This window comes from Candidatus Arsenophonus phytopathogenicus, from assembly GCF_056113345.1.
Genome location: NZ_JBUIOB010000017.1, coordinates 1,412,901 through 1,436,242 on the forward strand (window position 1 = coordinate 1,412,901; position 23,342 = coordinate 1,436,242).

The 23,342-nt window shown below is 38.6% G+C and carries 18 protein-coding genes and 5 pseudogenes; 10 read left to right on the plus strand and 13 right to left on the minus strand.

Annotated features, from left to right (window positions below):
* The first annotated feature begins 28 nt into the window (after positions 1-28).
* The 4 genes from ribH (at position 29) to pgpA (ending at position 2,508) form a co-directional block, all read left to right on the plus strand.
* On the plus strand, positions 29-499 hold the full coding sequence (gene ribH, locus AC01GB_RS10930; protein ID WP_474451829.1) for a 6,7-dimethyl-8-ribityllumazine synthase: 471 nt from the start codon (positions 29-31) through the stop codon (positions 497-499).
* A gap of 23 nt (positions 500-522) precedes the next feature.
* Positions 523-936 carry a transcription antitermination factor NusB gene (gene nusB / locus AC01GB_RS10935; protein WP_474451830.1) on the plus strand — a complete coding sequence of 138 codons (414 nt, stop codon included), beginning with the start codon at positions 523-525 and terminating at the stop codon, positions 934-936.
* A 98-nt stretch (positions 937-1,034) separates the two neighbouring features.
* Entirely contained in the window at positions 1,035-2,024 is a 990-nt protein-coding gene (thiL, locus tag AC01GB_RS10940) for a thiamine-phosphate kinase (RefSeq protein ID WP_474451831.1), read from the plus strand.
* Positions 2,017-2,508: a phosphatidylglycerophosphatase A gene (gene pgpA / locus AC01GB_RS10945; protein ID WP_474451832.1), complete on the plus strand. Its 492-nt coding sequence runs from the start codon at positions 2,017-2,019 to the stop codon at positions 2,506-2,508. Before thiL ends, pgpA begins: the two co-directional genes overlap by 8 nt.
* Positions 2,509-2,579: 71 nt before the next feature.
* Here the strand turns inward: pgpA and dxs are convergent.
* The 3 genes and pseudogenes from dxs to xseB form a co-directional block, all read right to left on the minus strand.
* Positions 2,580-4,444, minus strand: a pseudogene (gene dxs / locus AC01GB_RS10950) (1-deoxy-D-xylulose-5-phosphate synthase).
* Between the two features lie 116 nt (positions 4,445-4,560).
* Entirely contained in the window at positions 4,561-5,481 is a 921-nt protein-coding gene (gene ispA, locus AC01GB_RS10955) for a (2E,6E)-farnesyl diphosphate synthase (protein ID WP_474451833.1), read from the minus strand.
* Between the two features lie 3 nt (positions 5,482-5,484).
* On the minus strand, positions 5,485-5,739 hold the full coding sequence (xseB, locus tag AC01GB_RS10960) for an exodeoxyribonuclease VII small subunit (RefSeq protein WP_032115113.1): 255 nt from the start codon (positions 5,737-5,739) through the stop codon (positions 5,485-5,487).
* A 212-nt stretch (positions 5,740-5,951) separates the two neighbouring features.
* Here xseB and thiI point away from each other — a divergent pair.
* Positions 5,952-7,401, plus strand: a pseudogene (gene thiI / locus AC01GB_RS10965) (tRNA uracil 4-sulfurtransferase ThiI).
* 74 nt (positions 7,402-7,475) lie between these two features.
* Here the strand turns inward: thiI and yajL are convergent.
* Complete coding sequence (yajL, locus tag AC01GB_RS10970) at positions 7,476-8,066, minus strand: protein deglycase YajL (protein WP_474452387.1); 591 nt, start codon at positions 8,064-8,066, stop codon at positions 7,476-7,478.
* A gap of 222 nt (positions 8,067-8,288) precedes the next feature.
* Here yajL and AC01GB_RS10975 point away from each other — a divergent pair.
* Positions 8,289-8,781: pseudogene (locus tag AC01GB_RS10975) on the plus strand (YajQ family cyclic di-GMP-binding protein).
* Positions 8,782-8,819: 38 nt separating this feature from the next.
* Here AC01GB_RS10975 and AC01GB_RS10980 read toward each other — a convergent pair.
* The 9 genes and pseudogenes from AC01GB_RS10980 to AC01GB_RS11020 form a co-directional block, all read right to left on the minus strand.
* On the minus strand, positions 8,820-10,184 hold the full coding sequence (locus AC01GB_RS10980; protein ID WP_474451834.1) for an MFS transporter: 1,365 nt from the start codon (positions 10,182-10,184) through the stop codon (positions 8,820-8,822).
* Positions 10,185-10,361: 177 nt separating this feature from the next.
* Positions 10,362-11,246 (minus strand): heme o synthase, encoded by an 885-nt coding sequence (cyoE, locus tag AC01GB_RS10985; RefSeq protein ID WP_032115117.1) that lies wholly within the window; start codon positions 11,244-11,246, stop codon positions 10,362-10,364.
* A gap of 15 nt (positions 11,247-11,261) precedes the next feature.
* Positions 11,262-11,594, minus strand: a complete 333-nt coding sequence (locus AC01GB_RS10990) for a cytochrome o ubiquinol oxidase subunit IV (protein ID WP_474451835.1) — start codon at positions 11,592-11,594, stop codon at positions 11,262-11,264.
* Positions 11,591-12,208 (minus strand): cytochrome o ubiquinol oxidase subunit III, encoded by a 618-nt coding sequence (locus AC01GB_RS10995; protein ID WP_474451836.1) that lies wholly within the window; start codon positions 12,206-12,208, stop codon positions 11,591-11,593. Before AC01GB_RS10995 ends, AC01GB_RS10990 begins: the two co-directional genes overlap by 4 nt.
* The gene (gene cyoB, locus AC01GB_RS11000; protein WP_474451837.1) at positions 12,198-14,189 is read right to left on the minus strand and encodes a cytochrome o ubiquinol oxidase subunit I; all 1,992 of its coding nucleotides are present in this window, start codon (positions 14,187-14,189) and stop codon (positions 12,198-12,200) included. Before cyoB ends, AC01GB_RS10995 begins: the two co-directional genes overlap by 11 nt.
* Before the next feature lie 5 nt (positions 14,190-14,194).
* Positions 14,195-15,142 (minus strand): cytochrome o ubiquinol oxidase subunit II, encoded by a 948-nt coding sequence (gene cyoA, locus AC01GB_RS11005; protein WP_474451838.1) that lies wholly within the window; start codon positions 15,140-15,142, stop codon positions 14,195-14,197.
* A gap of 376 nt (positions 15,143-15,518) precedes the next feature.
* Positions 15,519-16,304 (minus strand): annotated as a pseudogene (locus AC01GB_RS11010) (nucleoside-specific channel-forming Tsx family protein).
* A gap of 224 nt (positions 16,305-16,528) precedes the next feature.
* Positions 16,529-18,066 (minus strand): annotated as a pseudogene (locus AC01GB_RS11015) (AmpG family muropeptide MFS transporter).
* 73 nt (positions 18,067-18,139) lie between these two features.
* Positions 18,140-18,727, minus strand: coding sequence for a YajG family lipoprotein (locus AC01GB_RS11020; protein ID WP_474451839.1), 588 nt, complete (start codon positions 18,725-18,727; stop codon positions 18,140-18,142).
* Between the two features lie 294 nt (positions 18,728-19,021).
* Between AC01GB_RS11020 and bolA the strand changes: the two genes are divergently transcribed.
* The 4 genes from bolA to clpX all read left to right on the plus strand — a co-directional run bounded on the left by bolA (position 19,022) and on the right by clpX (position 23,285).
* Positions 19,022-19,324 carry a transcriptional regulator BolA gene (gene bolA, locus AC01GB_RS11025; protein ID WP_474452388.1) on the plus strand — a complete coding sequence of 101 codons (303 nt, stop codon included), beginning with the start codon at positions 19,022-19,024 and terminating at the stop codon, positions 19,322-19,324.
* Positions 19,325-19,685: 361 nt separating this feature from the next.
* Complete coding sequence (gene tig, locus AC01GB_RS11030) at positions 19,686-20,990, plus strand: trigger factor (RefSeq protein WP_474451840.1); 1,305 nt, start codon at positions 19,686-19,688, stop codon at positions 20,988-20,990.
* Positions 20,991-21,258: 268 nt separating this feature from the next.
* Positions 21,259-21,882, plus strand: a complete 624-nt coding sequence (gene clpP, locus AC01GB_RS11035; protein WP_474451841.1) for an ATP-dependent Clp endopeptidase proteolytic subunit ClpP — start codon at positions 21,259-21,261, stop codon at positions 21,880-21,882.
* A 116-nt stretch (positions 21,883-21,998) separates the two neighbouring features.
* Positions 21,999-23,285 carry an ATP-dependent protease ATP-binding subunit ClpX gene (clpX, locus tag AC01GB_RS11040; protein WP_474451842.1) on the plus strand — a complete coding sequence of 429 codons (1,287 nt, stop codon included), beginning with the start codon at positions 21,999-22,001 and terminating at the stop codon, positions 23,283-23,285.
* The last annotated feature ends 57 nt before the right edge of the window (positions 23,286-23,342 follow it).

Consider the following 23,342-nt stretch of genomic DNA (forward strand, 5'->3'; position numbering starts at 1 on the left):
AAAGAATAATTAGTATTTAAGGAAGGCTATGAAGGTAATAAAAGGTACGGTCGCAGTACCCAAAGCTCGTATAGCAATCGTTGTTGCACGTTTTAATCATTTCATCAACAATAGCTTGCTGGAAGGCGCTATTGATACCTTGGAACGTGTTGGCCAAGTTGCAAAAGAAAATATTACGGTAGTTTGGGTGCCAGGTGCTTATGAACTGCCTTTGACGATTAAAACATTAGCAGAAACCAAAAAGTATGATGCAGTTGTTGCACTTGCTAGCGTTATACGTGGTGCAACCTCACATTTTGAATATGTAGCCGGTGAGTGTAGTGCTGGACTTTCTAATGTTGCGATGACAAGTAATATTCCTGTTGCCTTTGGTGTATTAACCACCGAGGATATTGAGCAGGCAATTGAGCGCGCAGGTACAAAAGCGGGAAATAACGGTGCAGGTGCTGCATTAGCTGCACTAGAAATGGTTAATGTAATTCAAGCCATTAAAGGCTAACTATTTTATTTAAGGGGAATTTTGTGAAACCTGCTGCTCGTCATCGCGCGCGTGAGTGTGCTGTTCAGGCGATTTATTCTTGGCAATTATCGGGTAATAGTATTGCTGATGTTGAAGTGGAATTTTTATCTGAACAGGATATGTCAGATGTTGATGTGACTTATTTTCGTGAACTACTTAATGGCGTTTCAGCTCATGTGTTAGAACTGGATAAAAAAATGGCTCCTTATCTTTCTCGTCAGCTTGGGGAGCTTGGTCAGGTAGAGAAAGCGGTTTTACGTTTAGCGATGTTTGAACTCTGTTATCGTGATGATGTACCTTATAAAGTTGCTATTAATGAAGCGATTGAATTAGCAAAAGTTTTTGGTGCCGAGGAGAGTCACAAATTTATCAATGGTGCGCTCGACAAAGTTGTTGCTACTGTGCGTAAGAAGTAATGGTGTTCAGGCTTTTCGAATAATCTGATGTTCATTTTGATTATAAGGTGCAGTGATATCCTTATAGCAATCGGAGCATGGTATATTGGAATATTATTATGGTTTGTGGCGAATTTGATATCATCGCGGGTTATTTTAATCGTCAACAGCAAAATCGGCATGACGTTAATATCGGTATTGGTGATGATTGTGCATTGATAACAATACCGGAAAGACAGCAATTAGCGATTACTACCGATACATTAGTTGCAGGTATCCATTTTCTTGATAGTATTTCACCTGAAGATTTAGCCTATAAATCTTTGGCGGTTAATTTAAGTGATTTAGCCGCTATGGGAGCCGATCCTGCCTGGGTTTCTCTGGCGTTGACATTGCCACAAATGAATGAAGATTGGCTGGCAAGATTTAGCTCTAGCCTATTTGAACAGCTTAATTACTATGAAATGCAACTTATTGGTGGCGATACAACACGAGGGCCAATGAGTTTAACCTATACAGCCCATGGTTTGATTCCGACAGGAAAATCACTAACCCGGTCTGGAGCCTGTAATGGTGATTGGATTTATGTTACCGGAACATTGGGTGATAGTGCTGCAGGTCTTGCGATTTTACAATCACAGCTGGTTGTCAATGATGTAAAAGATCGTCATTGGTTGATCCAACGTCATTTAAGGCCACAGCCTCGTATTTTGCAAGGGCAGGCTTTACGTCATCTTGCTTCTTCTGCGATTGATATTTCTGATGGCTTGATTTCTGATCTTGGACATATTCTCAAAATCAGTGGCCGTGGCGCTAAAATTAAATTAGATTCTTTGCCACTATCAGAGGCATTGCGCAGACAAGTTACCTTAGAACAGGCGTTAACCTGGGCGTTAAGTGGTGGAGAAGATTATGAACTGTGCTTTATAGTGCCTGAGATAAATCGTGGTGCATTAGAGTCAGCACTAGCGCATACTGGGGCAAATTTTCATTGTATCGGCCAGATAACACCAGAATTAGAAGGGATCCGCTATTTTTATGGGAATAAAGAGGTTTCACCTAATTTAACTGGTTTTGATCATTTTATTGTGGAAGCTTGCTATGACTGATGCAAAATCTCGTTTAAAGCTATCAAATCCCTGGCATCTATTGGCAACCGGATTCGGTAGTGGTTTATCACCCATCATTCCTGGAACAATGGGATCGTTAGCTGCTATTCCATTCTGGCTACTGATGTATTGGTTATTACCCGTTTGGTTATGTTGGTTTATTATTTTATTTGGTTTTGTTGTTGGTATTGTTATTTGTCAACGGACATCCGATGATATGCAAGTTCACGACCACGGTAGTATTGTGTGGGATGAATTTATTGGCATGTGGATGACCCTGATGGTGATACCGTTAGTTAGTTGGCAATGGGTATTGATAGCGTTTGTGCTTTTCCGTTTTTTTGACATGCTAAAACCTTGGCCTATAGGTTGGTTTGATCAGCAAGTAGGTGGCGGGCTAGGTATTATGTTAGATGATATTATCGCGGCTATTTTTGCTATGGTTATCGTGGCTGCGCTTGCACACTGGTTACCCGTTTTATAATGTAAGTGAATTACTAAAAATCGAAAGCGCTTGGTAAATCGCTGCTTTTGATTTTCAATATATTTATTAATTTATTTGGCGTAATAGTTGTTAATTGATTTTACAATTCCTTCCGCATTAAGTCCTAATTCAGCTTGAATTTCTGTTTGATTTCCTTGTGCGATATAGTGATCAGGCAAGCCAAGGTTAATGATAGGCATAATGTGATGGGCTTTTAATAAAAATTCATTAACACCGCTACCGGCTCCCCCCATAATTGCATTTTCTTCTAATGTTACTAATAGCTTATGGTTGTGAGCTATTTCCAATATCAATGTTTCATCCAACGGTTTTACAAACCGCATATCGACCACGGTGGCATTGAGTAATTCTGCGGCTTTCATCGCTTCACTAAGTAATGTGCCAAAATTTAGGATGGCAACTTTTTTTCCTTGGCGTCGAATTATTCCTTTACCGATTGGAATTTTTGCTAAAGGTTGTAGAGTGGCGCCAGAGCCTGTTCCCCTTGGATAACGAACCGCAACAGGGCTATCCTGATAGTGATAACCCGTATGTAGCATTTGCCGGCATTCGTTTTCATCACTCGGCGACATAATGATCATATCTGGTAGACAACGTAAAAACGATAGATCGAAAGCACCTTGATGGGTTTGTCCGTCGGCACCAACAATGCCTGCTCTATCTATAGCAAACAGGATAGGCAATTTTTGAATGGCGACATCATGGATCACTTGATCATAGGCGCGTTGTAAAAAAGTAGAATAAATAGCAACGACAGGTTTATAGCCTCCAATGGCAAGGCCAGCAGCAAAAGTCACAGCGTGTTGTTCTGCAATAGCAACATCAAAATATTGTTTGGGATAGGTTTTGGAAAATTCAACCATTCCCGATCCTTCTCGCATGGCTGGTGTGATAGCCATCAGTTTAGGATCATCGGCTGCTTCTTGGCATAACCAATCGCCAAAAACTTGTGAAAATGTTAATTGACTATTATTGTTTTTTGGAAGGCTAAAAGTTGCTGGATCAAATTTAGGCACCGCATGCCAGCTGATAGGATCTTTTTCGGCGGGCTCATACCCCTTGCCTTTTTTGGTCATGATATGTAAAAGCTGCGGGCCTTTTAACTCACGCATGTTTTTTAATGTTTGTACTAATGTGAGTACATCATGGCCGTCAATGGGGCCAATGTAGTTAAAGCCTAGTTCTTCGAACATAGTACTAGGGATCACCATACCTTTAAGGTGCTCTTCGGTTTTCTTTAACAATTCTTTGATTGAGGGAATATTGGAAAATACCTTTTCCCCCCTTCACGTAAACTAGTATATAGATTGCCCGATAACAGTTGCGCTAAATGATTATTTAACGCCCCAACGTTTTCTGAAATTGACATTTCATTATCATTGAGGATCACTAACATATCTTTATGAATGTCACCCGCATGGTTCATTGCTTCAAAAGCCATACCTGCGGTAATAGCGCCATCACCAATAACACAAACCGTTTTACGATCCTTATTTTCATATTCAGCAGCTACCGCCATGCCAAGTCCAGCACTGATAGAAGTCGAAGAATGACCGACACTGAGAATGTCATATTCACTTTCTGCTCGCCAGGGGAAAGGATGTAAACCATTTTTTTGTCGTATGGTATCAATCCGGTCGCGGCGGCCAGTTAATATCTTATGTGGATATGCCTGGTGACCGACATCCCAGATAAGATTATCAAATGGGGTTTTATAGACATAGTGTAAAGCGACAGTGAGTTCAATGGCTCCTAATCCAGAAGCAAAATGTCCACTGGAACGGCTAACACTATTTAATAAAAATTGTCGCAACTCTTCACATAATTTGACCAGACTTTCTTTTGGTAAAAGTCGCAATTCTTCCGGCGTTTCTATTAATGCTAAAGTTGGATAGGAAGTGATATCAATGCTCATGTCTGCCCATTAAATAATTGTTTTTTTGTTTATACCCATGACGCTGTAGTAGGCCGCGAAAAGATTATTTTGAATTTTTATTACTGGTAAAACATTCTGTTTTTGAATCAAGAAAATTAGCTTTTTCGTTCAATAATAAAGTGTGTTAAATTTTGTAGTGTTTCCGTATTTAATCCATACTGTTGTTCTAACCTATAAAGCGCATCCAGTGCTTGTTCAAATAAATTGTTGGCTTTTTTTTGTGCTTGTTCAACACCGATTAATGATGGATAGGTGCTTTTTTTATGTTTTTCATCAGATCCCTGATTTTTACCTAAAGTGTCTGTATCACCGGTAACATCAAGAATGTCATCGTGGACTTGGAATAGCAGTCCAATCGCATTGGCATAATTATCTAATAATTGTAGTAATTTGTAGCTTTGGCTGCCAGCCGCAAGTGCACTCATTCTGATGGCGGCACGAATTAAAGCGCCGGTTTTATGATGGTGAATAGATTCTAAGGTTGCTATATCAATTTGTTGACCTTCTGATTCCATATCGAGCGCTTGACCGCCACACATGCCGGCTGCTCCACTAGCAGTAGCTAGCTCAGCTATCATTGCCAGCTGATTAGTATCACTAACATCAGGCATAGCGGAACGAGACAAGATGTCAAAGGCAAGTGTTTGCAGGGCATCACCAGCCAAAATGGCATGAGCTTCACCGAAGGAAATGTGGCAGGTAGGCTGGCCACGACGTAAATTATCGTTATCCATTGCGGGTAAATCATCGTGGATTAATGAATAAGCATGAATACATTCAACGGCCACAGCAGGTACATCCAGGTTTTCCACGGCAACATTTAACATATCACCTATAGCATAAACTAAAAAAGGTCTTAGGCGCTTTCCACCAAGTAATGTGCCATATTTCATCGCCGTGACCAGTTGACTTTGATTAAACGGTAGGCGCTGGAATTGCTTTAGTAATGTTTTATTGACGCGATCTTGTACCCATTGGAGTTGATCCGCAAAAGAAAGTGTCACTATTTCAGACATGATTTATTTATCTTCCGGCGTAAAGTTGTCTAGTGGTGCATGGTCATCGGCTTGTAATAAAATTTGGACGCGTTGTTCTGCCTGTTGCAACGCTTTCTGGCCTTGTCTGGCTAATTGGATCCCTTGTTCAAATTCACTTAATGCTTTTTCCAGCGGAAGTTCGCCTGATTCTAAGCGTGTGACTATCTGCTCTAACTCTGTCAGAGAAGTTTCAAAAGATAGCGGATCTTGTCTATCAGATATTTTCTTTTTAGCCATAATAGTTTTACTTGCCTTAATATCAGGTGAATATGCGCGTCAGGCGATTTATTTTTACTACATTTATGCAGACAATTTATTCTTTTTGTGATTTTTAGCGACGAACAGCAATATAGTGATATACTTCTCGTCTTAAAATCAAATGCTCTGCTAATAAATATGCATAATATGCGTTTATTCGCAAAAATAAAAACCGACTTTTATACAAAATTATGAAGTTTATTATTAAACTATTTCCTGAAATTACCATTAAAAGCCAATCAGTGCGCTTGCGCTTTATTAAGATCTTGGATAGCAATATTCTTAATATATTGAAGGTGTTAGATGCGGAATTAACCGTTATTCGCCATTGGGATAATATCGAAGTTCGCACCAAAAAAAACACATATCATGATGAAATTTGCGATGCCTTAACCAGAATTCCTGGCATCCATCATATTCTGTTAGTTGAAGAATATCAATTCCGCGATCTCCATCATATTTTTGAGTTAGCTTATGCAACTTATGCTGAATTGCTAACCAATAAAACTTTTTGTGTACGCGTTAAGCGTCGTGGTCAGCACGACTTTACTTCAATTGAAGTAGAGCGTTATGTTGGTGGGGGATTAAATCAACATATTTCATCAGCTAAGGTAAAACTCAATCAGCCTGATATCACCATCAATCTTGAAATTGAAAAGGATAAAGTCATGCTTGTTAAATCCCGTATTCAAGGGATTGGTGGCTTTCCTATTGGTACTCAAGAAGATGTTTTGTCGTTGATATCGGGTGGCTTTGATTCAGGTGTGTCTAGCTACATGCTAATGCGGCGTGGTTGCCGAGTTCATTATTGCTTTTTTAATCTGGGTGGCGCCAGTCATGAGATTGGTGTCAAGCAGGTTGCTTACCATCTTTGGCATCGTTTTGGTCGTTCACATAAAGTGCGTTTTGTCGCGATAGATTTTGCTCCGATTGTAAGCGAAATTCTTGAAAAGATTGATGATGGCCAGATGGGCGTGGTATTGAAAAGGATGATGGTTCGCGTCGCATCTATTATAGCAGAACGTTATGGGGTTCAGGCTTTAGTAACCGGAGAAGCGTTAGGACAGGTTTCTAGCCAGACATTAACCAATCTACGTGTAATTGATAATGTTACCGATACATTGATTTTGCGGCCATTAATTTCACATGATAAAGAAAATATTATTAATCTTGCTCGTGAGATAGGGACGGCAGATTTTGCCCGTACGATGCCTGAGTTTTGTGGCGTGATTTCGAAAAAGCCAACCGTGAAAGCAGTAAAAGCAAAAATTGAAGTGCAGGAAACTAATTTTGATTTTTCTCTGCTTTATCATGTTGTTAGTACAGCACAAAATATTGATATTCGTCAGATAATGAATGATAGCGAAGATAAAACTCCAGAAGTGGAAATTGTCACTACATTTTCAGGCGATGATATTGTACTGGATATTCGTTCCCCTGATGAACAGGAAGCGCGTCCACTCAAGCTTGAAGGTGTTAAAGTAAGGTTATTACCATTTTATAAGCTAAATAACCAATTTGGTGAGTTACCACAAGAAAAACCCTGATTTGCTCTATTGTGAGCGCGGTGTTATGAGCCGCTTACAGGCACTTTATTTACATGAACAAGGTTTTAAAAATGTAAAAGTGTATCGCCCTTAGTGGTAATCCATTGACTTTTTCGTCTCAAGGATAGGCGAGTTTCAAGTGAATATACACAATTTGCCATATCACCGTTAGTTGGCATAGTTGTAAATACCAGGCGGCAGGACAAGCTGCGAAGCAACTTCTGCTGCCTTTTTTTTGCCAACTAATAGCTCGATAAGTTTAAGTGAAAAGTCAATAGCTGTGGCAGGTCCTTGGCTAGTGAGTAGTTTTACCCGTTCATCATAGTAGACACGACAATCAACGCGTTTGTGGCTGGCAATTTCACTTTGTAAAGCTGGATAACCGGTCATATTGCCGATTGGAAATAAATTATGGTGTTCTAGTACGATTGCCGGCACGGCACAAATAGCGGCAATGATTTTACCCAAATGATGGGATTGGCGAATTTTTTCAATGATCAGCGGATTATCACGAAACGCCTCCGCGCCTTTCAATCCACCAGGTAATACAATAGCAGTAAAATCCTGTTCAATGATATTGACTAATTGAGTGTCAGCAACAATTTTTACTCCTCGTGAGCAAGTTAACACCAATTCGCCATTATTTGCGGTACTTGCAGTTGTTACTGGGATCTCGGCTCTAGTTAACAGATCAATCACTGTTACGGCTTCTATTTCTTCGCTACCATGCGCCAGGCAGACGAGAACGGTTGGTGACATTAGAGTTTCTCTCGGTCTAATTAATGGATAAATAATCGGATTTAGCATGTTGTCAGCCATAACTTGCTAACAGCGCCAGCACTAAAGATCGCTATTGTGTTTTTTATCTGACTGAATCAATTATGCTTTTTGGGGAATTTATTTAACATTAAGTATAGAGCTTTTGCTGATAATAAAAAGTAGTATTATGCTATTTTATGAGTAATAAGGAGATCATGAAATATGCCATCATTTGATATAGTTTCTGAAATTGACATGCATGAAGTGAGTAATGCCGTTGAAAATGCGCAACGTGAATTGGCTAGTCGTTGGGATTTTCGCGATGTTGAAGCCAGTTTTGAACTCAATGAAAAGAATGAGTCGATTAAAGTAACGAGCGTGTCCGACTTTCAAGTAAACCAATTGGTAGATATTTTACGCGAGAAATTAGCTAAGCGTGGAATAGATGGTGCTGTCTTGAATATACCTGACGATATTGTTCATAGTGGCAGAACTTATAGCCTCGAGGCTTCGTTACTGCAAGGCATTGATTCGGTAATGGCAAAAAAGAATCATTAAACTAATTAAAGAAAGTAAATTGAAGGTTCAGGCGCAAATTCAGGGAGAACAAGTACGAGTAACCGGTAAGTCACGCAATGATTTACAATCTGTGATAGCGATAGTGCGAGAGGCTGAACTTGGTCAACCTTTTCAATTTACTAATTTTCGTGACTAAATTTATCATTCCTGCTGTATCTTACAGCAGGTATTGTGTTATTGATTATTAATAATAGTTTCCAACTGTTGCCGACTGACAATTTTTTTATTTATTTTAATGTAGGCACTAAGCGCTTTAAGATCGAACATCACTTCGCGTACACCGGGCTCATTCATTAATTGGCTTTGTAGTAAATTAACATCTTTGATCTGTTGGGGTAAAATTAAACGAATGCTACTGGTATAAGCAGGTTCATGCATATTTAAGCTAATAAAAAACCAACATGTACAAAGTATCAGTCCGGCCATAAAGACCAAGGAAGCACCATTTAATTGAAAAAGCCATCCCCCTAAGATCCCGCCTAAAGCAACGCCTAGAAACTGACTGGTTGAGTAGAGACCCATCGCGGTTCCTTTATATCCGGCAGGCGCTTCTTTACTTATAAGTGAAGGCAATAATGCCTCCATAACATTAAAGGCAATAAAAAATAGCTGAAGACCTAATACGATTAACCAAAATTGTTGTTTGGAAAAACAAAATGTTAATTCAGAGATAAATAAGATGCCAATGCATAATAGAAAAACTTGTTTCATTCGACGCTGTTTTTCAGCATAGATCACAAAAGGTAGCACCGTAATGGAAGCAAGAAGTAAAGTTAGTAAATATATTTTCCAATGTTGATTAGCTGCCAGACCTGAATTGATCATCACTAACGGTAAAGCAACAAAATTTGCCATCAACAACGTATGTAAACAAAAAATGCCAAAATTAAGTTTAACTAGTTGGCGATTATTAATGACTGTTTGTGCACTATTTTTTATAAAATGGGTTTCGCGATTAACGCTATGATATCGGCTATCTGGTACGGCAAAGCGAATTATTAATATCCCGCCAAAGGCAAGTAAGCTTATTCCCCAAAAAAGGCCATGTAGACCGATAGCATGGGTGATAATCGGGCCGAGAACGAGTGCAATAGCAAAAGTGATGCCAAAGCTTATTCCCATAAAAGCCATCGCTTTAGTTCTATTTTGTTCGCTAGTCAGATCGGACAGCAACGCCATAATTGCAGCAGAAATAGCCCCTGCGCCTTGTAACGCGCGACCGATAATGATACCCCAGATAGAATTTGTCATCGCGGCAATCACACTACCGGCAATAAAAATGAGTAAGCCGGCGATAATTAATTGCTTACGACCAAATCGGTCGGACATTAAACCAAATGGGATTTGACAGATAGCCTGACTGATACCATAAATGCCAATAGCCAGACCAAGTAACAATTCATTAGCATCTTTCAGTTCGCGCCCATAGCTCGCTAAGATGGGTAATACCATGAACATGCCTAACATACGTAATGTGAATACCGCGCCTAACCCCCAGGTTGCCTTTAATTCAGTAGGCGTCATTTTACTATCATTCATGGTTTATCTCAGAAATTTTACAAGTGAACATTGTAAAATGGTTTAATCGATTAGTTAATCTATTTGTCGAGTAAGCATTAGCAAGATATGGATAAAAGAGTGGGGAATTCATTCGCATATTGGATGTTTTAACCGTGAAGGTAGTGGCAATTATCTGCCACTATTTAAGATAAATTATTATTTGAGATAGACAAAAATCTGTTCAGCGGTAACAGTTGGATCAATCGACATCATGACACTGAGAGAAGTAATTGCCACGATAGAGAATATAAACAGTTTCCGTGCCCAAAGACGATCATCATTCTGATTTTTAAAGCCAGAAATTGCCATACCAAGCCACCATAAACTCACCGCGGCGGCAACAATAAGATATTTGTAGCCGGCATAGCCACTAATGGTCAGCATAATGGTTGCTACCATAAAAGCAAGGATATATAAAAAGATATGAGTTTTGGCGACCGAAATTCCTTTAATCACTGGTAATACGGGAATATTGGCGGTTTGATAATCTTTGAAGCGAAAAATAGCAATTGCATAAGAGTGTGGCATTTGCCATAAGCTAAAGATCAATAGCAGAATCAATGCTCCCATATCAAATTGATCAGCAACAGCGCAGTAACCAATAACTGGCGGCGCAGCGCCGGACAAGCTACCTACCAGGGTGCCATAAACCGATTTACGTTTCATATAGAGACTATAAATACCGACATATATGATAAAACCGATAACGGCCAGTAGTGCCGCTAAGGCATTGGTGGCAATATAAAGTAAAGCTATGCCAGCAATACCCAGTAGGGTGGCATAAATTAGGCAAAATTTCGGCGCAATAAGCCCTTTAACTAAAGGTCGATTTTTGGTTCTCTCCATCATTCGGTCGATATCTCGGTCAATATAGTTGTTAAAAACACAACCAGAAGCGATAACCAGAGATACGCCGAGTAATGTGGCAATAAATAGTGGGTAATCTATTATACCTTTAGCTGCGAGCAGAAAGCCGCCAATAACAGAAATTAGATTACCGAAAATAATGCCTGGTTTGGTCACTTGTAGATATTGCTTCATTAGATCCACAACTCTTTAGTTGAGCATCATATTGATGTTCAGGTTATACATTATCCACAGCGAACCAATAACGACAATGCCTATAATTAGCATTGTGAACAGGAAGGCAACCAGATTCCAACGGCCATCTGAAGATGTATTCATATGTAAGAAACAGACAAGATGTACCAGAATCTGGCTAATTGCCGTAACAACAACGATCCATAAGATAGTGTCATGGGATGCAGTACTATTCATTACCATCCAAAAGGGGATGACCGTTAAAATGACCGAGAGTATAAAGCCAATTAAATAAGTCTTCATACTGCCGTGGCTAGCACCAGAGTGCGGTGTATTTGTGTCACTCATGCAAGTGCCCCCAGCAGATAAACAACGGTGAATACACAGATCCAAACAACATCTAAGAAATGCCAAAAAAGACTTAAACAACTTAAACGGGTTTGATTAACGGCAGTGAGGCCATGACGTGAGATATGGATTATCATGATGATGATCCAGGCTAAACCAAAGCTTACATGAATACCGTGAGTACTAACTAGCGTAAAGAAAGCGGAAAGGCAAGCGCTGCGATCAGGCCCATAACCTTCAGAAATGAGCTCATGAAATTCGTAAATTTCCATGATAACAAAGCCGAATCCGAATAAAAAAGTAATCAGTAGCCATAATTTCACCAGATTTATTTTCTGCTTATGCATCGCAAGCATGGCAAATCCATAAGTGATGCTACTAAACAATAACAGGAAGGTTTCGACCAAGACAAAATTGAGGTTGAAAATCTCCTTTCCTGTCGGGCCTCCGGCAGTACCATGAACTAGAACAACGTAGGTAGCAAAAAGGCAAGCAAACAGGATCAGATCGCTCATTAAATAAATCCAAAAACCAAATATTTTTGTTGCGCCTATGTCATGATGCCCATGATTTTCATGGGTAATATGTTGATTAGCTATTGAATTAGTTGACATGATGGATACCTGCTTTTTTCAGTTCATCGTAATGGTGTTTTTCAATACGTTTAATTTCTTCTACAGGGACATAATAATCAACATTGTCATCAAAACTTTTACCAATCCAGATGGCGATAATACCAGCAAAACCAATAATCGCTAGCCACCAAATATGCCAGACCATAGCAAAACCGAAGATTAAACAAAACGCTGAAATAATTATTCCGGCAGAAGTATTTTGTGGCATATGAATGGGTTCATATTTGGTTGGTTGTTGATATGCAATCCCTTTTTCTTTCATATCCCACCAAGCATCACGCGTATCAATTTTTGGTTCTTTCGCGAAGTTATAAAAAGGTGCAGGGGACGATGTTGACCATTCTAATGTACGACCAACCCATGGATCGCCGCTGAAATCGCGATTTTTGTGGCGATCGCGAATACTGACAATTATTTGAATGACTTGGCAGAAAATTCCGATAGCGATCAGCGCAGCACCGAGTGAAGCGACCATCAGCATCGGATGATATTGTGGATCAATGTTTTGACTTAAACGGCGAGTCATTCCCATGAAGCCCAGTATATAAAGTGGCATAAAGGCAATAAAGAAACCGCTGATCCAAAAACAAAAAGCACGAACGCCCCATTTTTCATTTAATGTAAAGCCAAATGCTTTCGGGAACCAGTAGGTTATACCAGCAAAGCAACCAAAGACCACTCCACCGATAATGACATTATGGAAATGGGCAATCAGAAATAAACTATTGTGCAGCACAAAATTTGCACCGGGAACGGCCAGTAGTACGCCAGTCATCCCACCAATCGAAAAGGTAACAATAAAACCAATCGTCCAGAGCATTGGTGTTTTAAATTCGATACGGCCATGGTACATGGTAAATAACCAATTGAATATTTTTACTCCAGTTGGAATAGCAATAATCATGGTAGCTATACCGAAGAAGGCATTGACATTTGCCCCACCTCCCATGGTAAAGAAGTGATGTAACCAGACGACAAACGACATTACAGTAATAACAATGGTCGCCCAGACCAGAGACGTATAACCAAATAAACGTTTTTTACAGAATGTCGCAGTGACTTCCGAAAATACGCCAAAAACAGGTAACACTAATATATAAACTTCAGGATGTCCCCAAGCCCAGACCAAATTGATATACATCATCATATTGCCGCCCATATCATTAGTGAAGAAATGGGTGCCTAAATATCGGTCAAGTGTGAGTAGTGCGATAGTAACGGTTAGGATAGGGAATGCTGCAATAATCAGTACATTAGTACAAAGCGCTGTCCAAGTAAAAACAGGCATTTTCATCATTGACATACCAGGCGCCCGCATCCGTAGAATGGTGGCAAAAAAGTTTATTCCGGTTAGGGTGGTGCCAATGCCTGATATTTGTAAACTCCATATCCAATAATCTACCCCGACACCAGGATTGTATTCCTTACCTGATAATGGGGGATAAGCTAGCCAACCGGTCTGCGCAAATTCCCCGACACCTAAAGATAGGTTAATCAAGATAACGCCAACGACAAATAACCAAAGACTGAGAGAATTTAAAAATGGAAAGGCTACATCGCGAGCACCAATTTGCAATGGTACAACTAAATTCATTAAGCCAACCACGAAAGGTGTTGCCATGAAAAAAATCATGATCACACCGTGAGCGGTAAAGATTTGATCATAATGATGAGGAGGTAAAAAACCGGCCTCGCCGGCTGACGCTAATGCTTGTTGACCTCGCATCATTATGGCATCAGCAAAACCGCGTAGTAGCATTACCATGGCAACGAGAATATACATAATGCCAATTTTTTTATGATCTACACTAGTTAGCCATTCGCTCCACAGCCACTTCCATTTACCAAAATAGGTGATAACGCCTAAAATAGCTATGCCAGCTAATAAAATACAGATCACAGTGATGACAATAATTGTCTCGTGAATAGGGATTGCATCGAGCGTTAATTTACCCAACATACTATTTATTCCTTAGCATCGACATGAGCAGAGTGGTTCATATGCATTATTTGATTGCCAGACATTTCATGTTCGGTTTTGTTAGCATGATTGATATGATGTTCATGGCCGAATTTTAATATCAGTTCTTCATAGAGGTTTGGTTTTACGCTTGAAAAATAGGTAACAGGCGCATTGTGGCTAGGTTTAGCTAATTGATTAAATGTAGCCATGCTATCTAGCGTTTTGGTAGATGTTTTTACTTTTTGCACCCATTTATCAAAGCTTGCCGTATCAGGTGTTGCAATTACATTAAATTTCATGTCTGAAAAGCCGTGACCGCTATAACTTGATGAGAAGCCTTTATAGGTACCAGGTTCATTAGCGATTAAGTGAAGCTTCGTTTGCATACCAGCCATCGCATAAATTTGACCACCAAGTGCAGGGACAAAGAAAGAATTCATCACTGACTCGGCTGTCACTTTAAAGTTAATTGGCACACCGACAGGAATGGCGATTTCATTAACGGTAGCGATATTTTCTTCTGGATAGACAAACACCCATTTCCAATCGGTAGAAATGACCTGAATGGTAATCGGTTTTTTATCGCTTTCTAATGGTTTATAAGGATCCAGTTGATGTGTTGTTTTCCAGGTTATCACGGTAAGAATGATGATGATGATGATAGGAACTGTCCAGCAAACTAACTCAATTTTATTTGAATGTGCCCAATCTGGCCAGTAGGTTGCTTGTTTATTGCTTGCTCGATATTTTCTGGCGAAGATAATTGCCATAAAAATGACTGGAATGACAACAATTAACATTAAACCAAGCGCAGTCAGTATCAGTCTTTTTTGTTCAACACCAATGGCGCCCTTGGGATCCATTAATACCATATCACAACCAGTTAGCAGGAAAACAATAGTAAGCAGTGAGATGACTCCAATACTTCCTTTATATTTTATAAGTCTCATTTAGCGACCCCAAATGACAAAGATGGTTATTGTCGTTTTGTTCAGTGTGGGTATTTTACGGTAAGGTTATATTAGTGTAAACAATTGTAAGGCGCACAAATATAATTGTTATTACTTTCTGTTAAAGTGATCACAAGTAAAATTGAATTCATTATAGAATTGTTTAAATGATTATTTTTTGGTTCACAATTATTTACATTAAATAATTTTATTATTAATAAAAAGAAGTAGATAAAAGGAAATCAAAATGTGATTTTATAGATTGAAAATTAATTATTATGCTAAATAATAGTTAGTTTTAAATATTTATTATTTAGCATTAGTTAAAAAATGGTGTTCATTTTCAAATAAGCTGGCTTTACGTTAGCTTACGTGATTAAAAATCATATTTGATGGTATAAATGATCCCATCGTGATAAAAATCATCACCAAGTTTGTTATCAGCATAGCGATATTGAATACCTGCAGATAAGGTTTCAAAAGGCGTCCACCATAAGGCTATCGCACCGTTAATACCTTCTTTGCCGCCATTGCCATAGCCTTTTGCGCGATTAAATTCCATCTCATGCCCATTAGTGATAGAAAAGTTTTGTGACCATAATTGAAAACTATAGCCGGCAACCCAACCAATGACATAGCCATTGTTGCCAGAATAGAAAGTTTGATCAACATAATGTAAGGCTAAGAAGGGTTTTAGCCAAAAATCGCCTAGTGAGAAATTTTAGCCAAAACCATAAAGTGTATTAATTTTGTGGAAATTACCACCGTATTTATAACCGGGTAAAGACCAAATACCATAAAGATGCCCATATAGATTAAAGCCACTGTCACCTAAGTAGAAACGACCGGTTGTTTTAACGGCGTAGCGTTGGTTTTTACTGGGCTCTGTTTTACGTTGATGAAATGGATTTTCAACATCAAAGAAACCATAGAGTTCACCCCAATTAAAGTTAGCGCCTCCTTCCAGTTCAAGATAGGCAAAATCTTTTTTACCGGTAGTGTGAGCCGATTTATTTTCTGCTCGTTGTGACCAGTTAAAATAATTTAGACTGATATTAGCGAAACCATTTTGATAACCAACGGAATTTTCTGTTGTAGTACTAGCCATGGTAAACGGAGTTAGCGACGTCAATATCGCAATAGGTAAAAACTTTTTACTCATAAAATTTGTTAACTTAATTTTAAATAAATTTAAACGCATTTTAATATAATGAAATGCGAAAGTGAAAGCTGCGAGATGATAGAGTTTGTTTTTGTAAATAGAAATCTGATCTTTTGCATACAGTGATAAAGATCACTCTGTATCAATGATTATTTTATAGCAGTTAATAATAAATCATTAATATAAATATTTTGTAATATAACTATTTGTATTTTATATATATTCTAATGTCTATTGTGGCATTGTTTTGGTATGCCTGTTTTACGTATCGCCAGATAATCCAGGATTCTACCTAAAATAAAACCAACAGTCCCAATTATGATACTTAAATTAATCAGTTGATCTTTATAAATTAACATTTTAAACCATAGTTCAATCGGTTGTGTAAATAAATTGATCTTGCCTGCCGAAAAATAACTTAAAATTGTTATTATTAACCAAAATATAAATATACCTGCTGAGACGGCAAGACACACAATAGCTAATTTATAGGATTGCTTAAAATAAGTCCGACGCATAAATTTGCCGGTTTGTTGGATATAAGATAACGATTGTTTGCATATCAATATTAAAAAAATACTCGGTAATGAAATAACGACAGAAATAAGATAAAAAGCGGGCCAATCATATTTGCTCACTAGCGTGCTTGCCATGGGCCCAACATAGACCCGCCCAATAGCCGATAAGGCCGATAGTAAAGCAAATTGAGTTGCAGAAAGCGAATGATTGCAAAGCGTCATTAGCAGTGCGACAAAAGCGGCAGTGCCCATGCCAGAAAAGATATTTTCAATAAAGATAACGCTGTTGGTGGTATAAATATTGGCGGGAGTTACTGCCAGAAACCAATAACCAAAATTAGAAATAGTCTGTAAAATACCGAAAATAAGTAAGGCTTTAAATAACGACATTTTTTGCATAATATAGCCGCCATATAAAGCGCCAAGAATAGTTGCAAATAGTCCAAAAGTTTTATTAATGGTGCCAACTTCAGCCAGCGAAAAGCCAAGTTTATTTAATAGGAAATTGGTACTCAGTGCCATAAAAAATGCATCACCCATTTTATAAAAAATGATCAATAACAAGGTGATCCAGGCATTATTACGACTAAAAAATTCGACAAAGGGTCCATAGATAGCTTCATAAAGTGTTTTGGGTGGTGGCGATTTTATTAGTGGTTCTTTAGCGGACAGTGTTGCATAGACACCAATTAGCATTAGGCTGGCCATCAGTAGATAGAGTTGCTGCCAAGTAACAAAATGGTCGACCAACCATAAAGCTAATCCGCCTGAAACCAATATACTAATACGATAACCTATAACGGATATTGCCGCGCCGGCGCCGCGGTCTTCTGTTGACAATAAATCGGTTTTATAAGCATCAAAAACAATATCTTGTGAGGCAGAACAGAAAGCGACCAGCACCGCAGCAGCTGCCAACCACCAAAGGTGCTCTTTGGGATCGATAAATCCCATCGCGGCAATGCTGATAATCAGTAAAATCTGAGTGGTTAATAACCAACCACGCCGGCGACCTAGCCAGGGCAGGGTGTAGCGATCCATTAATGGTGACCAAAGAAACTTTAATACATAAGCCTGGCCGACTAATGAAAAAAACCGATCGTTTTAATATCAATATTTTCGACGGTTAACCAGGCTTGCAAAGTATTTGCGGTAAGTGCCAGCGGTAACCCTGACACAAAACCTAGCAAAAGCAGCACTCGGGAACGATGTTGGGTAAAAACGGTCAGGTAGTTTTTTTTCATAGTCGTCCTGTTGCGCTGTTATTGTCAGACAGAGCTATTGCTGGCAGCACTCTCACTTAACACGCTGAAAAATTCATTGTGCGTTTTGTTTTATAAACTGGCTTGTTTCAGGATCATTAGCCATATCAGCAATAATGTCGGTTAACGCTTTATTGATAGCTGAAGCAATTTTTTCGTTACTAGCATCAAGAGGCCCTTGCTCATTATAGCTACGCGTATAGGTACGTGTACTGGTTGACCCATTAGATGCCATAGCTACGACACTAATCGCAACATCGACAGTGATATTATGACGTAAGCTGCCTTCTTGTACATCGGCATACAGCTTATTTAGCGCAATTTGTAAATTAATATTAGCCGGTGCACTAACCGTATAACCTCTGGTGATCATCTGTTTTTCTAATGCTTCTTGGAAAAGATAGCGTAAATCGCGAGAGGGCTTCAATACCGCTAGTGCTGCATTACGATTAACTTCGGCAAGTGCCGTTGAGCTTCTTTTATCAATGCTAGTAATATTTATTGAAACTGCTCTTATGGTTGAATCTTCAGTTGGCAGGGTAATATTTGGCTCGATAGACAGGGTGTTACTTGGGGCAAAACATCCTATTAAACTCAATGAGATTAACAGAGCAATGATTAGATGAAAGGTATTTTTTAACATGTTTTCTCAACCTATTTTGGTATTACTTGATTTAATCGTTACCATACTTTGGTATTTTACTGTTAGTATGCCAGAAAGTTATCGGCATTTGGTGAAGAAACCTACTAAAAAATTGGTCTGGATTATGCTTTAATCGTAATTTAGTAATATCTAATCCTATTTCTAACCGATATTGGATAAATCGTAGTAAGTCATAATAAAAAAACAGATTAATCATTTTTGCTGGCATATATATTTACTTAGTAAATTAAGTCGAAAGAGTCTATTAATATGGTAACTAAACCTATGCAAACCATGTGTAAGCAAATTGAAGAAAAACTGGAATACGCTTTTTCACCGGTATATTTGATGGTATTAGATGAAAGTGATCAACATAATGTTCCGCCAGGTACGGAAAGTCACTTTAAAGTTATTTTAGTGACAGAAAAATTTGCAGCACAAAGGATGGTTGCTCGTCACCGAGCTGTTTATCAATTATTAGCAGATGAATTATCTAATAGTGTTCATGCATTGGCATTACATACTTATACTCCAACTGAGTGGCAACAGCGCCAACAGAAGGCTTTTTCTTCACCAGCTTGCCGTGGTGGAGAGTAGGTCAATCGAGGTTAAGAAATAGATAATTATGCTGACTTAACCAGATATTATTTAGCAGTAATTGCTGGTATAAAATATTTTTATCGTTATCTTATACCGTGTTAGTCATATCAATTTTGCTACAAAAGCCAGTATTTAGAACGTTTACTATTTATTATTCACCTTTGCTCGACTCACCCCATATGCATCTGTATAATGTCGCGTCTAATTTTCTATAAGGTTTTCGGAACGCTTCTACTTAACAGGGAGCCTCAAAAATAGAGGGTAAACCCGGGTTTGGGGAGAAGTATGTTATCAGGAGATGTCTGATAACATTCACTCTGGAGTTGTCCGAGTACTAAGATTCTTTTGAGGTAACAAGATGCAAGTTTCTTTTGAAACAACTCAAGGCCTGGGGCGTCGTGTAACAATTACCGTTCCTAATGCTGATATTGAAAAAGCGGTGAATAGTGAATTAATTAATGTGTCAAAAAAAGTGCGCATTGATGGTTTTCGTAAAGGCAAAGTGCCAATGAATATCGTTAAACAACGTTATGGTACTTCTGTATTGCAGGACGCGCTGGGCGATATAATGCAGCGCAATTTTGTCAGTGCAATCATAGAACAAAAAATTAATCCAGCTGGGGCACCAAAATATCAACCTGAACAATTCAAAACGGGTGAAGATTTTACTTATACCGTTGAATTCGAAGTCTATCCAGAAATTGAGTTAAAGGGTTTAGAAAATATCAAGGTTGAAAAACCTATTGTTGCGGTAAAAGATGAAGATGTTGACACCATGCTGGAAACATTACGCAAGCAACAAGCTACTTGGCAAGAGATAAAAGAAAAAGTTGCTGCAGATTCGCGAGTGACTATCGATTTTAAAGGCACAATTGATGGTGAAGTTTTCGAAGGTGGTAATGCGAACGATTTTGTGCTGGTAATGGGTGAAGGTCGTATGATACCTGGTTTTGAAGATGGTATTATGGGTCATCAGGAAGGTGAAGAATTTACTATCGATGTCAATTTTCCAGCCGATTATCACGCAGAAAATTTAAAAGGTAAAGCGGCTAACTTTGCTATCACTTTGAAGAAAGTGGAACAACGTGTATTACCAGAACTGACTGAAGAATTTATCAAACAATTTGGTGTTCCTGACGGTTCGATGGAGAGTTTACGTGCAGAAGTACGCAAAAATATGGAACGTGAACTAAAAACAGCTGTTCGTAATCGAATTAAGACGCAAGTACTTGATGATTTAGTTAAGGAAAACGAAATTGAGGTGCCTATTGCTGTTGTTGACAGTGAAATAAATGTACTACGTCGACAAGCTGCACAACGTTTTGGTGGCAACGAAAAACAGGCGTTAGTATTACCACGTGAAATATTTGAAGAGCAAGCTAAACATCGCGTTATTGTTGGTTTATTATTAGGTGAAGTTATCAATAAAAACTCGCTAACTGCAGATGATGTTCGTGTAAAGTCACTGATTGAAGAGATGGCTTCAGCTTATGAAGATCCCTCTGAAGTGATCGAATACTATAGCAAAAATAAAGAGTTAATGGATAGTGTCCGTAATTTGGCGCTAGAAGAACAAGCCATTGAAATATTATTAGAAAAAGCGGAAGTAACAGATAAAGAAACTCAATTCCAAGAGTTAATGAATCAGGCTCAGATTAGGTAATTGCTGAGTAGTGAAATGCTATTATCTGGTTTTGTGAAAACCCGTGGTTTTATGCTACGGGTTTTTTATCGTTAAAAAACTTTTCTTTTTTCTTAAAAAAAGAAAAGAATAACCCCAAATAATTTTCTATATTGTTGTATGACTTTCTTCATAAGGGCGAATATCCCTTTATGAATAATGGTTAAGTTTGTAATTATAGTCATTCTTATTTATCTCGAGTAGAATTAGATAGATTGGGCACCATAAAGCGTTTAATTAGGAGATGGAAATGTCATATCATAACAATCAAGATCAACTTGCGCCGCATATGGCATTGGTGCCAATGGTAATCGAGCAGACTTCACGCGGTGAACGTTCTTATGATATTTATTCGCGCCTACTTAAAGAAAGAATTATTTTTTTAACAGGTCAGGTCGAAGATTACATGGCAAATTTAGTGGTTGCTCAAATGCTGTTTTTAGAAGCTGAAAACCCTGATAAAGACATTCATCTTTATATTAATTCACCGGGTGGCATCATTACGGCAGGTATGTCAATTTATGACACGATGCAATTTATTAAACCTGACGTTAGTACAATTTGTATGGGGCAAGCATGTTCGATGGGCGCTTTTTTGCTTACCGCCGGTACTAAAGGAAAACGTTATTGTTTGCCCAATTCTCGTGTCATGATCCACCAACCTTTAGGCGGATTTCAAGGACAAGCGTCGGATATCGAAATTCACGCCAAAGAAATTTTAAAAATTAAATCGCGTATGAATGAATTAATGGCTAAACATACGGGTAAAAAAATAAAAGAGGTTGAGAACGATACTGAACGGGATCGTTTTTTATCTGCAGAGGAAGCAGTTAGTTATGGTTTGGTAGATAAAATTTATACTAATCGTAATTAATTTACATAAATGTATGGCATGCCTGATACAGTTATATACATGATTAATTAGTAACAGTTTTCTGTTACCCTCTTTGTTGAAATTAGGGTGATGGTTAAAAAAGTGAGGTTATCTGAATGACAGATAAACGCAAAGAGAGTTCAGGAAAGTTGCTGTACTGCTCCTTCTGCGGAAAAAGCCAGCATGAAGTTCGTAAGTTAATTGCTGGTCCGTCAGTTTATATCTGTGATGAGTGTGTTGAGCTCTGTAACGATATTATTCGAGAAGAAGTTAAAGAGATTGCACCACATCGTGAGCGCAGCGCATTACCGACACCCCATGAAATTCGTTATCATCTTGATGATTATGTTGTTGGCCAGGAAAATGCCAAGAAAGTATTGGCGGTAGCCGTTTATAACCATTATAAACGCCTACGTAATATTTCTAACGAAGGGATGAATGGTGAAGGGGTAGAGCTAGGTAAAAGTAATATTTTGCTTATTGGGCCGACGGGCAGTGGTAAGACACTATTAGCTGAAACTTTGGCTCGTTACCTGGATGTACCATTTACCATGGCTGATGCGACAACATTAACGGAAGCGGGTTATGTTGGCGAAGATGTAGAAAATATTATTCAGAAACTTCTACAAAAATGCGACTATGATGTAGAGAAAGCACAGCGTGGTATCGTCTATATTGACGAAATTGATAAAATATCCCGTAAATCTGACAACCCGTCAATTACACGCGATGTTTCAGGTGAAGGCGTTCAGCAAGCTTTACTTAAACTTATTGAAGGTACAATTGCAGCAGTGCCCCCTCAAGGAGGCCGTAAACATCCACAACAGGAATTTTTGCAAGTCGATACTTCTAAAATTCTATTTATTTGTGGTGGTGCATTCGCAGGTCTTGATAAAGTGATTGGCCAACGGTTAAATACACGTTCAGGTATTGGTTTCTCTGCTGAGGTCAAAAGCGAATCCGAGCGAGCGACTGAAGGTGAGTTACTTTCTCAAGTGGAACCAGAAGATTTAATTAAGTTTGGTTTGATTCCTGAATTTATTGGTCGTTTACCTGTCGTAGCTACTTTAGGCGAATTAAGTGAAGAAGCATTAATTCAGATTCTGAAAGAGCCTAAAAATGCGTTGACTAAACAATATCAAGCACTTTTTGAACTTGAAGGCGTTAATCTTGAGTTTCGTGAAGAAGCATTGAAAGCAATTGCGAAAAAAGCCATGTCGAGGAAAACCGGAGCACGTGGTTTACGTTCTATTGTGGAAAGCGCTTTGCTAGAAACTATGTATGATTTGCCATCAATAGAGCATGTTGAGAAGGTAGTGATTGATGAAATGGTGGTTGCCGGTCAATCAGAACCTTTAGTGATTTATAGTCAACCTGATATACAAGCATCAGGTGAAAAATAAATCTTAATGCTTTTCTTAGTTGAATTGTGTAATGCAAAATGAGGGTTTTCCCCTCAT